This window comes from Streptomyces acidiscabies, assembly GCF_020010905.1.
GTDB lineage: Bacteria > Actinomycetota > Actinomycetes > Streptomycetales > Streptomycetaceae > Streptomyces > Streptomyces acidiscabies.
Genome location: NZ_JAGJBY010000001.1, coordinates 3245993 through 3262427 on the forward strand (window position 1 = coordinate 3245993; position 16435 = coordinate 3262427).

General features: G+C 72.5%; 14 protein-coding genes and 1 pseudogene. 11 read left to right on the top strand and 4 right to left on the bottom strand.

Annotated features, from left to right (window positions below; genetic code table 11):
- Window positions 1–175 precede the first annotated feature (175 nt).
- Together J8M50_RS50080 and J8M50_RS15100 are read left to right on the top strand one after the other, a co-directional pair.
- Window positions 176–1057: pseudogene (locus tag J8M50_RS50080) on the top strand (hypothetical protein); the annotation flags it as partial.
- Window positions 1058–1402: 345 nt separating this feature from the next.
- Complete coding sequence (locus J8M50_RS15100) at window positions 1403–2281, top strand: tetratricopeptide repeat protein (protein ID WP_223786303.1); 879 nt, start codon at window positions 1403–1405, stop codon at window positions 2279–2281.
- 57 nt (window positions 2282–2338) lie between these two features.
- Here J8M50_RS15100 and J8M50_RS15105 read toward each other — a convergent pair whose 3' ends face one another.
- Window positions 2339–3625 (bottom strand): DUF1015 family protein, encoded by a 1287-nt coding sequence (locus tag J8M50_RS15105; RefSeq protein ID WP_010354448.1) that lies wholly within the window; start codon window positions 3623–3625, stop codon window positions 2339–2341.
- A 72-nt stretch (window positions 3626–3697) separates the two neighbouring features.
- On the opposite strand from J8M50_RS15105, the gene J8M50_RS15110 reads away from it, so the two are divergent.
- From J8M50_RS15110 to J8M50_RS15125, 4 genes are read left to right on the top strand one after another with little or no spacing between them, the layout of a single operon-like run.
- Window positions 3698–4723: an HAD hydrolase-like protein gene (locus J8M50_RS15110; RefSeq protein WP_010354446.1), complete on the top strand. Its 1026-nt coding sequence runs from the start codon at window positions 3698–3700 to the stop codon at window positions 4721–4723.
- A 58-nt stretch (window positions 4724–4781) separates the two neighbouring features.
- On the top strand, window positions 4782–5816 hold the full coding sequence (locus tag J8M50_RS15115) for a FecCD family ABC transporter permease (RefSeq protein WP_029183951.1): 1035 nt from the start codon (window positions 4782–4784) through the stop codon (window positions 5814–5816).
- An 8-nt stretch (window positions 5817–5824) separates the two neighbouring features.
- Entirely contained in the window at window positions 5825–6895 is a 1071-nt protein-coding gene (locus J8M50_RS15120; RefSeq protein ID WP_078480834.1) for a FecCD family ABC transporter permease, read from the top strand.
- Window positions 6892–7767: an ABC transporter ATP-binding protein gene (locus tag J8M50_RS15125; RefSeq protein WP_075661771.1), complete on the top strand. Its 876-nt coding sequence runs from the start codon at window positions 6892–6894 to the stop codon at window positions 7765–7767. Before J8M50_RS15120 ends, J8M50_RS15125 begins: the two co-directional genes overlap by 4 nt.
- Here J8M50_RS15125 and J8M50_RS15130 read toward each other — a convergent pair.
- On the bottom strand, window positions 7751–8098 hold the full coding sequence (locus J8M50_RS15130) for an SCP2 sterol-binding domain-containing protein (RefSeq protein ID WP_010354441.1): 348 nt from the start codon (window positions 8096–8098) through the stop codon (window positions 7751–7753). The genes J8M50_RS15125 and J8M50_RS15130 overlap by 17 nt on opposite strands.
- 42 nt (window positions 8099–8140) lie before the next feature.
- On the opposite strand from J8M50_RS15130, the gene J8M50_RS15135 reads away from it, so the two are divergent.
- From J8M50_RS15135 to J8M50_RS15155, 5 genes are all read left to right on the top strand, one after another.
- On the top strand, window positions 8141–8335 hold the full coding sequence (locus J8M50_RS15135) for a hypothetical protein (RefSeq protein ID WP_010354439.1): 195 nt from the start codon (window positions 8141–8143) through the stop codon (window positions 8333–8335).
- 47 nt (window positions 8336–8382) lie between these two features.
- Window positions 8383–9198 (top strand): TlyA family RNA methyltransferase, encoded by an 816-nt coding sequence (locus J8M50_RS15140; RefSeq protein WP_010354438.1) that lies wholly within the window; start codon window positions 8383–8385, stop codon window positions 9196–9198.
- Window positions 9195–10100, top strand: coding sequence for an NAD kinase (locus J8M50_RS15145; protein ID WP_010354437.1), 906 nt, complete (start codon window positions 9195–9197; stop codon window positions 10098–10100). The genes J8M50_RS15140 and J8M50_RS15145 overlap by 4 nt, the downstream gene beginning before the upstream one ends.
- A 666-nt stretch (window positions 10101–10766) precedes the next feature.
- Window positions 10767–12509, top strand: a complete 1743-nt coding sequence (gene recN / locus J8M50_RS15150; RefSeq protein WP_029183950.1) for a DNA repair protein RecN — start codon at window positions 10767–10769, stop codon at window positions 12507–12509.
- A gap of 333 nt (window positions 12510–12842) precedes the next feature.
- Complete coding sequence (locus J8M50_RS15155) at window positions 12843–13964, top strand: glycosyltransferase family 4 protein (RefSeq protein ID WP_010354434.1); 1122 nt, start codon at window positions 12843–12845, stop codon at window positions 13962–13964.
- A gap of 4 nt (window positions 13965–13968) precedes the next feature.
- On the opposite strand, the gene J8M50_RS15160 is transcribed toward J8M50_RS15155, so the two are convergent.
- On the bottom strand, window positions 13969–15648 hold the full coding sequence (locus J8M50_RS15160) for a PucR family transcriptional regulator (RefSeq protein WP_010354433.1): 1680 nt from the start codon (window positions 15646–15648) through the stop codon (window positions 13969–13971).
- Between the two features lie 85 nt (window positions 15649–15733).
- Window positions 15734–16435: a nucleotidyltransferase domain-containing protein gene (locus J8M50_RS15165; RefSeq protein ID WP_010354431.1), complete on the bottom strand. Its 702-nt coding sequence runs from the start codon at window positions 16433–16435 to the stop codon at window positions 15734–15736.

The window sequence follows — 16435 nt, forward strand, 5'->3', positions numbered from 1 at the left end:
GGTCCCAGCGTTCAGCTGGGACCAGGGGTCCTTTTGTTTTTACAATGCTTTGAGGTACCGAAGACAGGAGTCACCCATGTCCACCAACTCTCCCGACGACCGACCGGAGCGCGACCAGCGGCGACGGGACAGTGGGGACCGCAACGACCGTGGTGAGCGCGGCGATCGTGGCGGTTTCCGCCGCGACGACCGACGCGACAGCGGCCGGGGCGACCGGGGTGACCGTGGCGGTTTCCGCCGTGACGACCGTCCGCAGGGTGGCGGCGACCGTCGTGACAACGACCGTCCTCCCTTCCGCCGTGACGACCGGCGTGACGATCGTCCGCAGGGCGACCGTGGCGGCTACGGCGGCCCGCGTCGTGACAATGACCGTCGTGACGACCGTGGCGGTTTCCGCCGCGACGACCGTCCGCAAGGCAACCGTCCCCAGGGTGACCGTGGCGGCTACGGCGGCCCCCGCCGTGACGACCGTGGTGGCCGTCCGGCGTTCCAGCGCGACGACCGCGACCGTGGTGGCTTCCGCAGGGACGACCGCCGCGACGACCGTCCGCAGGGTGGCGGCGACCGTCGTGACGACCGTGGCGGTTTCCGTCGGGACGACAGGCGCGACGACCGCCCCTCGTTCCGTCGTGACAACGACCGTCCTCCCTTCCGCCGTGACGACCGGCGTGACGATCGTCCGCAGGGCGACCGTGGCGGCTACGGCGGCCCGCGTCGTGACAATGACCGTCGTGACGACCGTGGCGGTTTCCGCCGCGACGACCGTCCGCAAGGCAACCGTCCCCAGGGTGACCGTGGCGGCTACGGCGGCCCCCGCCGTGACGATCGTCCCTCGTTCCGTCGCGACGACGACCGTCCGTCCTTCCGCCGTGACAACGACCGGCGCGATGACCGGCGTGACGACCGCAGGGACGACCGTGGCGGTTTCCGTCGCGACGACCGTCCGCAGGGCGACCGCCGTGACAATGACCGTCCTCCCTTCCGCCGTGACGACCGGCGTGACGATCGTCCGCAGGGTGACCGTGGCGGCTACGGCGGCCCCCGCCGTGACGACCGTGGTGGCCGTCCGGCGTTCCAGCGCGACGACCGCGACCGTGGTGGCTTCCGCAGGGACGACCGCCGCGACGACCGTCCGCAGGGCGGCGGCGACCGTCGTGACAACGACCGTCCCCCCTTCCGCCGCGACGACGACCGCGGTGGCTTCCGTCGCGACGACCGACGCGACAGCGGCCGGGGCGGCTACGGCGGCCCCCGTCGTGACGACCGAGGCGGACGCCCCGCCGGCGGTGGCTTCCGTGGGCGTGACGACCGGCGCGATGACCGTCGTGACGACCGCAGGGACGACCGTGGCGGCTTCCGTGGGCGTGACGACCGGGACCACCGTGACCGCGACCGCGAGCCGATCAAGCGGCTGCCGATCCCGGACGACGTCACGGGCGACGAGATCGACAAGGACGTACGGCAGGAGCTGCTGAGCCTGCCGAAGGGGCTCGCCGAGGACGTCGCCAGGAACCTGGTGATGGTGGCGCGGCTGATCGACGAGGAGCCGGAGAAGGCGTACGACTACTCGAAGGTCGCCCTGCGGCTGGCGTCGAGGGTCGCTGCCGTGCGCGAGGCGGCCGGGTTCGCGGCGTACGCGAACCAGAAGTTCAGCGAGGCGCTCGCCGAGTTCCGGGCGGCCCGGCGGATGACCGGGAACACGGAGCTGTGGCCGGTGATGGCCGACTGCGAGCGCGGGCTCGGGCGGCCGGAGAAGGCGCTGGACATGGCCGGTGCCCCGGAGGTCAACAAGCTGGACAAGGCCGGCCAGGTCGAGATGCGGCTCGTCGCGGCGGGTGCCCGGCGTGACATGGGCCAGCTCGACGCGGCGATCGTGACGCTCCAGAGCCCCGAGCTGGCGTCCAACTCCGTCCAGCCGTGGACCGCGCGCCTGCGCTACGCCTACGCGGACGCCCTCCTTGAGGCCGAGCGTGTGGACGAGGCGCGCGAGTGGTTCGCCAAGGCCGTCGAGGCGGACCGCGACGGCAGCACCGACGCGTCCGACCGCCTGGCCGAACTGGACGGCGTGGAGTTCGTGGACGCCATGACGGACGAGGACGCCGAGACCCCCGAGGCGATCGAGCCCCCGTCGTCCCAGGAAGCCGAAGAGGCCGACGAGGACGAAGAGGATGAGGACGACGAAGAGGTCGAGGACGAGGTCGACGAGGCCGTAGCAGCCGAACCGGCCGACGAGAAGGATGTCGAGAAGGACGTCAAGAAGGACTCCGACGACAACGCCTGACGATCGAAATGGGCCTCCTCTTTTAAAGAGGGGGCCCATTTCGTTTATAGAGCGCCCTCACACACCCACCGCACGCAGCACCAACCCAGTAGCCGGCTTGGGCCCGAACGACGTCGACTTCCTCGGCATCGTCACCCCCTGCCGAGCCAGCTCCCGCACGACCTCCTCGCGCACGGGATGCAGCAGAACCGCCGTCCCTCCGTCCCGCTCGGCCTTCAGCACGGTCGCCTCCGTGTCATGGATGTACGCCACGCGCGCGGGATCGTCCTCCGGGATCTCCCAGACCGTGGCGAGAAGCGTCGCGTGCAGGACGGTCGCGTCGAGCGTGCGCCAGGCGGTCGGATGCCCGGCAGGGACCGTGCGCGCCAGCAGCTCCGGATCCGGCCGGTCGACCAGCCACAGCCCGCCGTCCCCCGCGAGGAGATACGCGTTTCCCGCGCACGCGGCGTCCGCCAGAACCTCCAGCGCCTCGGGAAGCGCGGCCTCCAGCCTCCGAACCCGGAAGCGCCCCTCCAGAGCCGCCAGCGCCTCACCAAGAGGCAGCCCCGGCAGGTAGCGGTGGATCGCGCGCACGCGCAGGGGATAGCGGGCCGTGTCGACGAGGAGGACGAGACCGTGGTCCCAGGGGCCGGGGGAGGGGTGCTCCGCGCGGAGCATGCGGTACGTCGCCCAGCGGTGGTGGCCGTCGGCGATCAGTGCCTGGTGGCGGGCCAGGTCGGCCTGGACGGCGGCGACCTCGGCCGGGTCGGTGACCTGCCACAGGCGGTGGTGGTAGCCGTCGTCCGTGGTGGTCGCCAGCAGGGGCGCGCGGGCCGCCGTGCGTTCGACGAGGTCCGCCGTCGGGCCGCCGTCGCCCCGGTAGGTGAGCAGCAGCGGTTCCAGGTTGGCCTGGGTCGCGCGCATGAGGGCCGCGCGGTCGGCGACGACGTGCGGCATGACGTCCTCGTGCGGCAGGACGACGCCCTCGGAGGGCTCCGAGACGCGCAGGGTGCCGATGAGGCCGCGCTGGAGCATGCCGTCCGCGTGGCGCTGCTCGTAGACGTACAGGGCCGGGGCGGGGTCCGGGGTGAGGATGCCCTCGGTGAGCCACGCGCGCAGGGTCGCGGCGGCCTGTTCGCCCCGCGCGCGCGGGGTGGTGGCCTGCGGGAGGATCAGCCGGACGATGTTGTACGGGTCGGCGTCGTGCAGTTCGTGCAGGCCGTCCGGGCGGACGACGACGTCGTACGGCGGCGAGGTGACCGCGGCGAGTCCGCCGACCCGGTCGGGGTCGTAGCGAAGCCCTCGGAACGGGGTGAGTTCCAGACCTCGGGGCGCCGTTGCCTGCGAGTGACCTGCTGTGTTCATCAGGGCATCGTACGGCTGTCAGTGGCATGGGGGATGATCGGTGGAAAGGCGAGCGAACGAGGAGTGTGGGGTATGGGGCAGGGCGTGCGGAGGGTTCCGGACGGCAGTGGGCAGGCCCTGAGCGAGGCGTACGACACGGCGCTGCTCGATCTCGACGGGGTGGTGTACGCGGGCGGGAACGCGATCGCGTACGCCGTCGAGTCGCTGCACCGCGCCCGCGCGGGGGGCATGCGCCTGGCGTACGTGACGAACAACGCGCTCAGGACGCCGGACACGGTGGCCGACCACCTGACCGAGCTGGGGATCGACACGGCTCCGGAGGACGTCATCACGTCCGCGCAGGCCGTCGCCCGGCTGATCAGCGAGCAGGTTCCCGCAGGCGCGCGCGTGCTGGTCATCGGCGGTGAGGGGCTGCGGGTCGCCCTGCGCGAGCGCGGGCTGGTGCCGGTCGAGTCGGCGGACGACGATCCCGTGGCCGTCGTCCAGGGGTACGGCGGCCCGGAGCTGCCGTGGGGGCGGTTCGCGGAGGCGTCGTACGCGATCGCGCGCGGGGTGCCGTGGTTCGCGTCCAACACGGACCTGACGATCCCCAGCGGGCGCGGGATCGCCCCGGGCAACGGCGCGGCCGTCCAGGTCGTCCGGATCGCGACCGGCGCGGAGCCGCAGGTGGCGGGCAAGCCGCTGCCCCCGATGCACCGGGAGACGATCCTGCGTACGGGCGCGGAGCGGCCGTTGGTCGTCGGGGACCGGCTCGACACGGACATCGAGGGCGCGTTCAACGGCGAGGTGGACTCCCTCCTGGTCCTGACCGGCGTCACGGACGGCGCCCAGCTCCTCGCGGCGCCTCCGCAGCACCGGCCGACCTATGTGGACCGCGACCTGCGTGGCCTGCTCACCGGCCAGCCGGAGGTCACCGCGGACGGCCCGGGCTTCCGCTGCGGAGGCTGGACGGCGACGGCGGCGGAGCACCTCGAACTCACGGGCGAGGGCGACGCGTTGGACGGCCTGCGGGCGCTGTGCGCGGCGGCGTGGACGGCGGCGGGCGAGGGCTCCTGCGAGCTGGACGGGGGGAAGGCGCTGGCGCGGCTGGGGGTCTGAGGCGCGGCGGGGAAGCGGCCAACCGGAGCGCATGGCAGGGTAGGCTAACCTAACTTCCGTGTTGGTCGACAGTGTTCCGGAACAGGCGGTCTCCCCACCCCGAGGCAGGCGAGGGGCGCGCTCCCTAGGGCTCGTGCTCTCGGTGTCGCTCCTCGCGGCGGTCGCCGTCGCGAGTATCGCCATTGGCGCGAAAGAGCTGTCCCTCGGGCAGGTCTGGCACGGCCTGTTCCAGGACTCCGGGAGCTACGCGGACGTCGTCGTCGGCGACCGCCTCTCGCGGACGCTCCTCGGCCTCCTGGCCGGCGCCGCGCTGGGCCTCGCCGGAGCCGTACTCCAGGCGCTGACCCGCAACCCGCTCGCCGACCCGGGCCTCCTCGGCATCAACGCGGGCGCCTCGGCGGCCGTCGTCACCGCGATCACCTTCCTCGGCGTCACGAGCCTGAGCGGGTACGTGTGGTTCGCCTTCCTCGGTGCGGCGGCGGTCGGTGCGCTCGTCTGGTTCCTGGGCGGCAGCCGGGGCGCGACCCCCGTACGGCTCGCGCTCGCCGGGACGGCGATCACGGCCGCGCTGTACGGCTATCTCCAGGCCGTCATGATCATGGACGAGGCGGCGCTCGCGCGGATGCGGTTCTGGACCGTCGGCTCGCTCTCCGGGGCCTCCGACGAAACGATCCGCCAGGTGCTGCCGTTCCTGGCCGTCGGTACCCTCCTCGCCTTCGCGCTCGCCCGTCCCCTCAACGCCGTGGCGATGGGCGACGACACGGCCACGGCACTCGGCGCGAACCTCAACCGCACGCGCGCGCTGTCGATGCTCGCGGCGACCGTGCTGTGCGGGGCGGCCACCGCGGCGTGCGGTCCGATCGCGTTCGTCGGCCTGATGGTCCCGCATGCCGTGCGCTCGTTCACCGGCCCCGACCTGCGCTGGATCATGCCGTACGCGGCGATCCTGTCGCCCGTCCTGCTGCTGGGCTCCGACGTGCTCGGGCGGGTCGTCGCGCGGCCCTCCGAGGTGCAGGTCGGGATCATCACGGCGATCGTCGGCGGGCCGGTGTTCATCTTTCTCGTGCGGCGGCGGAGGACGGCACAGCTGTGAAGACGACGATGCCCAGGAGCCGCGCTCCCCGCGCCCCCCGTACTCCGGCCGCACCCCGTGCCCTGCGCACCGGCCGCCTCTCTCTCCGTCTCGACCCCCGCGCGCTGACCGTCACCCTCGTCCTGCTGCTGGCCGCGCTCACCGCGAGCGTCGTGCTCATCGGCACCGGCGACTTCCCGATCCCCGCGTCCGACGTCCTCAAGGTGCTGTTCGGGGACGGGAATCCGGGCCAGGAGTTCATCGTCAACGAGCTGCGGCTGCCGCGTGTCCTGGTCGGGCTGCTGGTCGGGGCATCGCTCGGGCTCGGCGGGGCGCTGTTCCAGGCCGTGTCGCGCAACCCGCTGGGCAGTCCCGACGTCCTCGGGCTGAGCCAGGGGGCGACCGCCGGAGCGCTGATCATGATCGTGCTGTTCTCCGGGTCGACCGCGCAGGTCACGCTGGGGGCGCTGGTCGGCGGGCTCGTCACCGGCGCGCTGATCTATCTGCTCGCGTGGAAGCGGGGCGTGCACGGGTACCGGCTCGTCCTCGTCGGGATCGGCGTCTCCGCCGTGGCGACCGCGGTCAACGGCTACCTCATCACCAAGGCCGACATCGTGGACGCCGCGCGGGCCGTCGTCTGGATGACCGGGACGCTCGACGGGCGGGACTGGAAGCAGGTCTGGCCGCTGCTCGCGCTGGTCTGCGTGCTGGTGCCGCTCGTGCTGGCCAACGCGCGCGGGCTGCGGATGATGGAGATGGGCGACGACGTCTCGGGCGCGCTCGGGGTACGGGTGGAACGCGTACGGATGCTGCTGATGGTGTCCGCCGTCCTGCTCACCGCCGCCGCGACCGCCGCCGCGGGCCCCGTCAGCTTCGTAGCGCTCACGGCCCCCCAACTGGCCCGCCGCCTCACCCGCTCCCCGGGCCCCAACCTGGTCCCGTCCCTCTGCATGGGCGCAACCCTCCTGGTCACCGCCGACTGGTCCTCCCAACACCTCTTCGGCGACGGCCGGTTGCCGGTCGGCGTGGTCACGGGCGTACTCGGCGGCGTGTACCTGCTGTGGCTCCTGGTCACGGAACGGAAGGCGGGCCGGATATGACCGGATCGTACGACCGTGCAGATGTCACCGCAGACCTCCAGAACCCCCCAAGGAGCACCGTGAACCGTCTCTCCGCCGAGAACCTCACCCTCGCCTACGACCAGCGGGTCATCGCCGAACAGCTCTCCGTGGAGATACCCGATCAGTCGTTCACCGTCATCGTCGGGCCCAACGCCTGCGGCAAGTCCACCCTCCTGCGCGCGCTGTCGCGGATGCTGAAGCCTCAGCAGGGCCGTGTGCTGCTCGACGGGCAGGTTATTCAGTCGATGGCGGCGAAGAAGGTCGCGCGGATCCTCGGGCTGCTGCCGCAGTCGTCGATCGCGCCCGATGGGATCACCGTCGGGGATCTTGTCGGGCGGGGGCGTTATCCCCACCAGGGCATCCTGCGTCAGTGGTCCGCCGAGGACGAGCGTGTGGTGCGGGAGTCGATGGAGCAGACCGGTGTCGCGGAGCTCGCGGAGCGGTACGTCGACGAGTTGTCCGGCGGGCAGCGGCAGCGGGTGTGGATCGCGATGGCGCTCGCGCAGCAGACGCCGCTGCTGCTGCTCGATGAGCCGACGACGTACCTCGACATCCAGCACCAGATCGACGTCCTCGACCTGTGCGCGCAGCTCCACGAGGAGCAGGGGCGCACGCTCGTCGCCGTCCTGCACGACCTGAACCACGCCGCGCGCTACGCGACCCACCTGATCGCGCTCAAGGACGGGAAGGTCATCGCCGAGGGAGCGCCGGGCGACATCGTCACGGCGGGGCTCGTGGAGGAGGTGTTCGGGCTGCGGTGCCAGGTCATCGACGATCCGGAGACGGGGACGCCGCTGGTCGTGCCGGCCGCCCGTCAGGCCCGTACGAAGGCCGCTACAGCAGCTTCCTGAGGCTCAGCAGGTCACGGAAGCCCGCCTCCAGCTTCACCCGGCCCGAGCCCCACGCCTTCGCGAAGTTCAGCTCACCGGCGACCATCGCCACCAGGTCGTCCCCGGTCATGGTGAGTCTGATCTGCGCCTTCTCGGCGGGCGGTCCGGGCGCGACGTCGTCCACCACGATCGCGCCGCCCGTCATACGGCCGGTGAACGTGACGTCCAGGTCGGTGATACGGCAGCTCACCGTGCGTTCCATGCTCGCCGCCGCGCGTACGTCGCCGTCGGCGCCGCGCATGTTCTGCGCGAGCTTCTCCAGTGCCGTACGGCACTCATCGATCGTGGCCATTGTGATCGACCGTACACCGGCGGCACGCGGTAGCGTCGGGGCATGAACGATGCCGCCGACGGCCGCGCACCCACCGGGAACCCCGAGGTCGACACCCTCCTCGACCGGCTCGCCGACACCGGGCACCTCGCGACCGAGGGGCACGTCGAGGTGTACGAGGATGTACACCGGGGGCTGCGCGAGGCGCTCACCGCGCTCGACGGCCGCCCGGGCCCTTCGGGGCCCTCACCGTCGTAACGGGAAATCAGTCGTAAGTCGTACCGGAATCGGGAGTTGGACCCAAGGTGGCAGGAGTCGCGCGTCGACGGTTGGACGCGGAGCTGGTGCGGCGGAAGCTGGCGCGGTCGCGGGAGCACGCCAGTCAGCTGATCGAGGCGGGGCGGGTGAGCGTCGGGAAGACCGTCGCGACGAAACCGGCGACCCAGGTGGAGACGGCCGCGGCGATCGTCGTGCAGGCCGACGACGACGATCCCGAGTACGTGTCCCGGGGCGGGCACAAGCTCGCGGGCGCGCTGTCGGTGTTCGTGCCGCAGGGGCTCGTCGTCGAGGGGCGGCGCGCGCTGGACGCGGGCGCTTCCACCGGCGGGTTCACCGATGTGCTGCTGCGGGCCGGGGCCGCGCACGTCGTCGCCGTGGACGTCGGATACGGACAACTCGCTTGGTCTCTCCGGAGCGATGAACGCGTCACCGTCAAGGACCGTACGAACGTACGCGAGTTGACGCTTGAAGCGATCGATGGGGAGCCTGTGGATCTTGTCGTGGGGGACTTGTCCTTCATTCCGCTCGGGCTCGTGCTGCCCGCGCTGGCGCGGTGCACGAAACCCGGCGCCGACCTGGTGATGATGGTCAAGCCGCAGTTCGAGGTGGGGAAGGAACGGCTCGGCAGCGGAGGGGTCGTACGCAGTCCCGAACTCCGTGCGGAAGCTGTGCGGGGGGTGGCCGGGCGGGCCGCGGGGCTGGGGCTCGGTGTGAACGGGGTCACCGCGAGTCCGCTGCCCGGGCCGTCCGGGAATGTCGAATACTTTCTGTGGCTGCGTGCCGGGGCGCCCGCTCTGGACCCGGCCGATGTCGATCGTGCAGTGGCGGAGGGGCCGCGGTGACCCAGAACTCAGGTCGTACTGTTTTCCTGCTCGCGCATACGGGGCGGCCCGCCGCCATCCGTAGTGCCGAGCTTGTCGTGAAGGGGCTGCTCAGGTCCGGGATCGGGGTGCGGGTCCTGGAGTACGAGGCGCGGGATCTGCCGTTGCCGACGGAGGTCGAGCTGGTTGGCGAGGCCACTCCGCAGTGCCTTGAGGGGTGTGAGCTGCTCATCGTCCTTGGCGGGGACGGGACGTTGCTGCGTGGCGCCGAGTTCGCTCGGGCGTCCGGGGTGCCCATGCTCGGCGTCAATCTCGGGAGTGTGGGGTTCCTCGCGGAGGCTGAGCGGGATGATCTCGACAAGGTCGTCGACCGGGTGGTGACTCGGGCGTACGAGGTCGAGGAGCGGATGACCGTCGATGTCGTCGTGCACAGCAACGGGGACATCGTGCATACGGACTGGGCGCTGAACGAGGCGGCCGTTCAGAAGGCCGGGGCGGAGAAGCTGCTTGAGGTCGTTCTGGAGATCGATGGGCGGCCGGTTACGGGGTTCGGGTGTGACGGCATCTGTCTGTCGACGCCTACCGGGTCCACCGCGTACGCCTTCTCCGCCGGGGGGCCTGTGGTGTGGCCCGAGGTGGAGGCGTTGCTGATGGTGCCGATCAGTGCGCATGCGCTGTTCGCGAAGCCGTTGGTGACGTCGCCGGATTCGGTGCTGGCGGTGGAGGTTCTGCCGCATGTCCCGCCGGGGGTGTTGTGGTGTGACGGCCGGCGGACTGTTGAGCTGCCGCCGGGGGCTCGGGTGGAGGTTCGGCGGGGGTCTGTGCCGGTTCGGTTGGCGCGGTTGCATCATGCGTCGTTCACGGATCGGTTGGTGGCGAAGTTTGCGTTGCCGGTTTCTGGGTGGAGGGGGGCTCCGCACTAGGCGGTTCGTGGGGGGTGGTGCTTCGCCGTGGGCGGGTGCGGGTGATCTGTGGCTGGTCGCGCCCGCGCGGCGGAGCCGCATATCGATACAGCCCCGCGCCCCTAAAAAACCTGCGGTTGCCCGGCGTTGTTTGCTCGGCTCCGGCTGCCTACCGTTCGGGTGATCTCGGTTCCCGCTTGCTTCGGGCCTTGGCCACTGTCCGTCACCGGCCCCTGGCCCCCAGCTCCCGGCCTGACGGCCTGCCTGCCCTGGCCCTGGCCCTGGCTATAGCCCCGGCCCCGGCCCCGGCTCTAGCTCTAGCTCTAGCTCTAGCTCCGGCTCCGGCTCCGGCTCCGGCTCCGGCTCCGGCCCTAGCTCCGGCTCCGGCTCCGGCTCCGGCCCTAGCTCCGGCCCTGGCCCTAGCCCCGGCCCTGGCCCTAGCCTCGGCCCCGGCTCCGGCCCTGGCTCTGGCCCTAGCCCCGGCTCTAGCTCTAGCCCTAGCCCCGGCTCTGACCCCGGCTCTAGCCCCGCCCCGCGACTTCGGCTCCCCCCGCTCCCGGCCTCCGCCCCCTTCCCCCTTTCGGTCACCCCGGCCTTCACCCCCGCCCCTCCCCGTCTTCACCCGCCCCCCCACCTCCACCCGCCCGGGTGACAAGGGTGCCTCGCGCTCTTCCCCGTCCACCTCGTATGGTCTTCTGCGTGCTGGAAGAGATGCGGATACGGTCCCTCGGAGTCATCGATGACGCTGTTGTCGAGTTGTCGTCCGGGTTTACTGCCGTGACCGGGGAGACCGGGGCGGGGAAGACCATGGTGGTCACCAGCCTGGGTCTGTTGCTCGGTGGGAGGGCGGATCCGGCGTTGGTGCGGATCGGGGCCGAGCGGGCCGTCGTCGAGGGGCGGATCTCCTTGCCCTCGGGGGGTGCCGTGGCGCTCAGGGCCGAGGAGGCCGGGGCCGAGCTCGATGACGGGGCGCTGCTCATCAGCCGTACCGTTTCGGCGGAGGGCCGGTCGCGGGCGCATGTCGGCGGGCGGAGCGTGCCCGTGGGCGTGCTTGCCGAGCTGGCCGATGAACTCGTGGCCGTGCACGGGCAGACCGATCAGCAGGGCCTGCTGAAGCTCACCCGGCAGCGGCAGGCGCTCGACCGGTACGCCGGTGACGCTGTCGCCGGACAGCTCGTGAAGTACGGCGAGGCGTACCGGCGGCTGCGGGCGGTCGCCGCCGAGCTGGACGAGATCACCACGCGCGCGCGGGAGAGAGCGCAGGAAGCCGATCTGCTGCGCTTCGGGCTGGAGGAGATCGCCGGTGTCGAACCCCGCGCCGGCGAGGACGCCGAACTCTCCGAGGAGGCCGAGCGGCTCGGGCACGCCGAGGCGCTGTCCTCGGCCGCGACCCTCGCGCACGCCGCCCTCGCGGGCAACCCCGAGGACCCGGAGGGCATCGACGCGGCAACCCTCGTAGCGGGCGCACAGCGCGCCCTGGAGGCCGTCCGCTCGCACGACCCGGCGCTGTCCGCGCTCGCGGACCGGATCGGCGAGATCGGCATCCTCCTCGGCGACGTGGCGGGCGAACTCGCCGGGTACGCCGACGACCTGGACGCCGACCCCAGAAGGCTCGCGGCGGTCGAGGAACGCCGCGCCGCCCTCACCGCCCTGACCCGCAAGTACGGCCCCGACGTGAACGCCGTCCTGGAGTGGGCCGAGACGAGCGCCGCCCGCCTCACCGAACTGGACTCCGACGACGAACGCGTCGACGAACTCACCGCCGAACGCGACGCCCTGCGCACCGGACTCGGCACCCTCGCCCAGGCGTTGACCGACGCCCGCACCGAGGCCGCCGACCGCTTCGCCGCGGCCGTCACCGCCGAGCTCGCCTCCCTCGCGATGCCCCACGCGCGCGTGTCGTTCGCGATCCGCCAGACCGAGGACCCCGAGGGCGTCGAGGTCGACGGCCGGACGGTCGCGTACGGCCCCTCCGGCGCCGACGAGGTCGAGCTGCTGCTCGCCCCGCACCCCGGCGCCCCGCCGCGCCCGATCGCCAAGGGCGCGTCCGGCGGTGAGCTGTCGCGCGTGATGCTCGCGGTGGAGGTCGTGTTCGCCGGGACGGACCCCGTCCCCACGTACCTCTTCGACGAGGTCGACGCCGGCGTCGGCGGCAAGGCGGCCGTCGAGATCGGCCGACGCCTCGCCAAGCTCGCCAAGTCCGCTCAGGTCGTCGTCGTCACCCACCTCCCGCAGGTCGCGGCCTTCGCCGACCGGCAGCTGCTGGTCGAGAAGACCAGCGACGGGTCCGTCACCCGCTCCGGCGTGAAGGTCCTGGAGGGCGAGGACCGGATCAGGGAGCTGTCCCGGATGCTCGCCGGGCAGGAGGACTCGCAGACGGCCCGGGCGCACGCGGAGGAACTGCTGGCGACGGCTCGCGCGGACGCGTAGAAGGCTTTGCGGGGGCGCGCTCCTGACGGGGCGCGCCCCCGCCCTTGTCGGCCGTACGGGTGATGTGCGGGTCGTCCGGGGGTGCTGTGACGGCCGGGTGTGCGAAGTTCTCCACCCGTGGAGAGGTTGTTCGTACGTAACCGGACGGCGTCACTCATGTGGGTGACAAGAGGGTTCAGGTGCGGGGGTTCGCGACCGCCGGGCGGTCCGGAACACCCGTACGTGCTGGCATCCTTGGAGGACACGGAGGAAGGTGCGCGGGGCGGGTCCCCGTGCGTTCCTTCTGTACGTTTCTTCGTGACCGTCCCCCGCCGAGCCAGGAGTTCCGGCCACGTGAGCCACGTGAGCAGCCCTTCGTCCCAGGGCCAGGCGCCGCTGCGCACCGTGCAGGTACTCGGCGGCGGCAACGCCCGCAGCAGCGCGCACGTGCGCTCGCTGACCGCCGGGCTCGTCGCGCGGGGCGTACGGGTCACGGTGTGCGCCCCCTCCGAGTCCGATCACGCCTACGACTTCTCCGGCGCCGGCGCGGACCATGTGCCCGTGCCGCGCAGCAGTGATCCGGGGTCGGTGGCGGCGCTGCGAGCCGCCTGTTCCGACGCCGACCTTGTCCACGCGCACGGGCTGCACGCGTCGTTCCGGGCCGTCCTCGCGCTCAGCGGGCGCCGTACGCCGCTGATCGTCACCTGGCACAACGGGGCCCGGGCCGAGGGGGCTCGCGCGCATCTGCTGCGCGTGCTGGAGCGGCGTGTCGTCAAGGCGGCCACCGTCGTGCTGGGGACCACCTCCGACCTCGTCGACCGGGCTCGGCGGACCGGGGCCCGGGACGCTCGGCTCGCCGCCGTGTCCCTGCCGGGGCAGCGGGGCTCCGGTGTGCTGCCGGGGGGCAAGGTGCGGGCCGAACTCGGGGTGGGGGAGCGGCCGTTGCTGCTTGCCGTCGGATCGCTCGACCGGTACCGGGGGTACGAGGTGCTGCTCGACGCGGCTCGTGCCTGGCGGTTCCTCGATCCCGTTCCGCTGGTCGTCGTCGCCGGAGAGGGGCCGTTGCGGGGGGAGTTGCAGGCGCGGATCGACCGGGAAGGGCTGCCTGTGCTGCTCGTCGGGCGGCGGGAGGATGTTCCGGAGCTGCTGGGGGCGGCTGATCTGGCGTTGCTGCCGGGGGTCGACGAGTCCCGGTCCGTTTTCGCGCAGGAGGCTTTGCGGGCGGGGGTGCCGCTGGTGGCTCCGCTGACCAGTGGGGTGCGGGAACTGGTGGGGGATGCGGCGGAGTTGGTGGCTTTGGGGGATGCGGAGGCGTTGGCGGGGGCGGTGGTTCGGCTGCTGGGGGACGAGGAACGGCGGGGGGTGCTGCGGGAGTTGGGGGAGCGGCAGGTGGGGAGCTGGCCGACGGAGGACGAGACGGTGGCGCAAGTGCTGAGCGTTTACGACGAGTTGACCCAGCCTCGGCCTGTTGGGTAGGGGCTCAGGACACGTATCTTCTTGCCCTCAGCGCCAGGCTCAAGGTCAGTACCGTCTGCGGGTCCTCCAGGTCCGCTCCCAGCAACTCGCCGATTTTCGCCAGGCGGTTGTACAACGTCTGGCGGTTCAGGTGGAGTTCTCTCGCCGTCTCCGCCTTGCGGCCCGCGTGTGCCAAGTAGGTTTCCAGCGTGGGGAGCAGCGGGGGCTTGGCTCTGGTGTCGTGGGATCGCAGGGTGCCGATCGCCCTCGTCACGAACGCCGCCAGGTCGGGGTGGTCCCGTAGCCGCCACAGCAGCAGGTCCGTGTCCAAGTGGCGGGCGTCGTGCCAGGGTTGGGGCGGGAGGCCCTGGGCCGCTGTCGCCGCCTCGGTCGCGTGGTGGAGGCTTGCCGCCGCTGCCGTCCAGGTGCCGGGGACTCCGACGACGACGACCGGCGGCGGGGAACCCGGGCGCCGGGTGCCCGCTCGGTCCGCTCCGGAGTGGAGGGCTGCCGCCGCCCGGTCCGCCAGCGTCGTACGGTCCTGTTCCGTGCGCAGGCCCAGGAGGACCAGGACACGGCCCTCCACGGGGCGGACGCCGAGCAGGACCGGGACGCCCAGGGACGCCAGCTCCTCCGCGAGCGCCCTCGCCGTGAGCGTCCCGGGATCGCCGAGGCGCATCACGATCGGCAGCAGGGGACCGGCGCCGGGCTTGAACCCGAGCACCCTGGCCTGGGCCGGCGCGTCCTCGGCGGCGATCCGCCCCTCCGCGAGGTCGGTGAGGAAATCACCCCGCCCGCGTGCGGCCAGCTCCTCTTCCTGCCGCGCCTGCATCAGGACGACCGCGAGGAGGCCGGCGGCGCGGTCGGCGGCGATGCGGTGTACGGGGGTGAGGGGGGCGCGCACGGGAAGCAGTACGAGCCTGGCGCGCACCGCAGCGCTGCCGGCGCCCCCGGTGGAGCCGGCCCTGCCACCACCGCCGACCGCCTCGGCACCGGCGCCAGGCGTCGAGCCGGTCCACCCGACCCCCGGCGGCGAGCCGGCCCCGTACCCGCCCGGCACGTCCACCACCACCGTCCCCGACGGTGCCTCCCGGCCGGGCCCCCGCAGCCGTTCCCACACCTGGAGCGGATCAGCTCCCGCCGCGTACAGCAGACGTCCCCCCGCCGTCTCCAGGAACACTGGGTTGCCGCTGAAGTCCGCGAGGATGCCCAGCACTTGGGGAATCCCGCCGCCGCTGAGCAACGCGTCCGTGCACCGCCGATGCACCTCCTCCGCCTGCTGGAGCAGCGCGTAGTGCCCATTCACGATCTCCGTGTGGATCTCCTCGGTGACCGTCACGAAGGCCACCTCGTGGTGGAGTTGGACCAGCGGCAGCCCCGTCGTACGCGCCGTCTCGACCAGCGCGGCCGGCAACCGGGTGAAACGGGGCCCCAGTTCGACCACGAGCGCGGCGATACCCCGCTCGGCGAGAGTCCGCACGAACGCACGCTGTTCGGCGGGCCGGGTGCCGAGCCCGTACCCGGTGGTGAGCAACAACTCACCCCCTTTGAGGAGCGAGGCGATATGCGGCACCTCCCCGGCATGCACCCACCGCACCCCACGCTCCAGCCCCTCCGCCCCCGCAAGCACCTCCGGCAGCCCACGCCGCAGCCCCGGCAGCTCCAGGGCACGGCGCACGGTGATGTGGTCGGGAGGGGTGTCCATACGGGGACGCTACCTGGGGACGCCGGACTCCGGCGCGGGCGGACGGCCGACGCGGGCGGACGGCCACGACCGCCACCAGCACCCCCTACCGCGCGGCCAGCTCCCTCAGCCCCGGCCCCAACCGCCCCGCCAGCCCCGCGTCCCAGTGCCCCACCTCGGTCGCCAGCACCCCCGCCGCCGCCCCCAGCGCCCTGAGCAGCTCCTCCGCGTCCAGGGACCGCACGAGCGTCGGCTCCAGGGCGAGGTCCACCAGGTGAGCCCCCTTGGCGTGAGCCGAGGCAACCCCCTGCCGGAGACACGCGAGGGTGATCAAGTGGGCCCGCAGCGCGCCGATCCAGTGCTCGGCCTGCCAGAACCGGCCCCGCTCCACGCACACGCGCGCGTGGAGGGCGTGATGCCAGGAGAGGCCGATCAGGTGCGCCGGGTCCGGGTCGCCGAACGGCTCCAGCACCCTCGTACTCCCGAAGAGAGTGCGCCACTGCGGGCCCCGTGGGCCGAACTCCGCCTCAGGGGCGAACGTGATGTCGGCCTCCGTCCAGCCGGGGAGGAGGAAGACGCGGATGGTGCCGAGGTCCCAGTGGTGGAGGGCGCCGAAATCGGCGTACAGGCGGGCCGTCCACGCGGCGACGACCGGTGTGCGGTCGCCGTGGACCGCGAGGACCAGGTCGAGGTCGGACCACGCGTCCGCGTGGCCCGTGGCGTGGGAGCCGGTGAGGGCGGCTCCCGTGATCGCGGGGTCCTGGCGGGCGAGGGTCAGGAGACGGTCCGCGACCTGGTCCTTGTGCAC

Bases quoted from the DNA above. Each gene is read 5' to 3' on its own strand.
- J8M50_RS15105 (WP_010354448.1), bottom strand. From the start codon at position 3,625: ATGAACACAGCAGGTCACTCGCAGGCAACGGCGCCCCGAGGTCTGGAA.
- J8M50_RS15110 (WP_010354446.1), top strand. From the start codon at position 3,698: ATGGGGCAGGGCGTGCGGAGGGTTCCGGACGGCAGTGGGCAGGCCCTG.
- J8M50_RS15120 (WP_078480834.1), top strand. From the start codon at position 5,825: ATGCCCAGGAGCCGCGCTCCCCGCGCCCCCCGTACTCCGGCCGCACCC.
- J8M50_RS15125 (WP_075661771.1), top strand. From the start codon at position 6,892: ATGACCGGATCGTACGACCGTGCAGATGTCACCGCAGACCTCCAGAAC.
- J8M50_RS15130 (WP_010354441.1), bottom strand. From the start codon at position 8,098: ATGGCCACGATCGATGAGTGCCGTACGGCACTGGAGAAGCTCGCGCAG.
- J8M50_RS15135 (WP_010354439.1), top strand. From the start codon at position 8,141: ATGAACGATGCCGCCGACGGCCGCGCACCCACCGGGAACCCCGAGGTC.
- recN (WP_029183950.1), top strand. From the start codon at position 10,767: ATGGTCTTCTGCGTGCTGGAAGAGATGCGGATACGGTCCCTCGGAGTC.
- J8M50_RS15160 (WP_010354433.1), bottom strand. From the start codon at position 15,648: ATGGACACCCCTCCCGACCACATCACCGTGCGCCGTGCCCTGGAGCTG.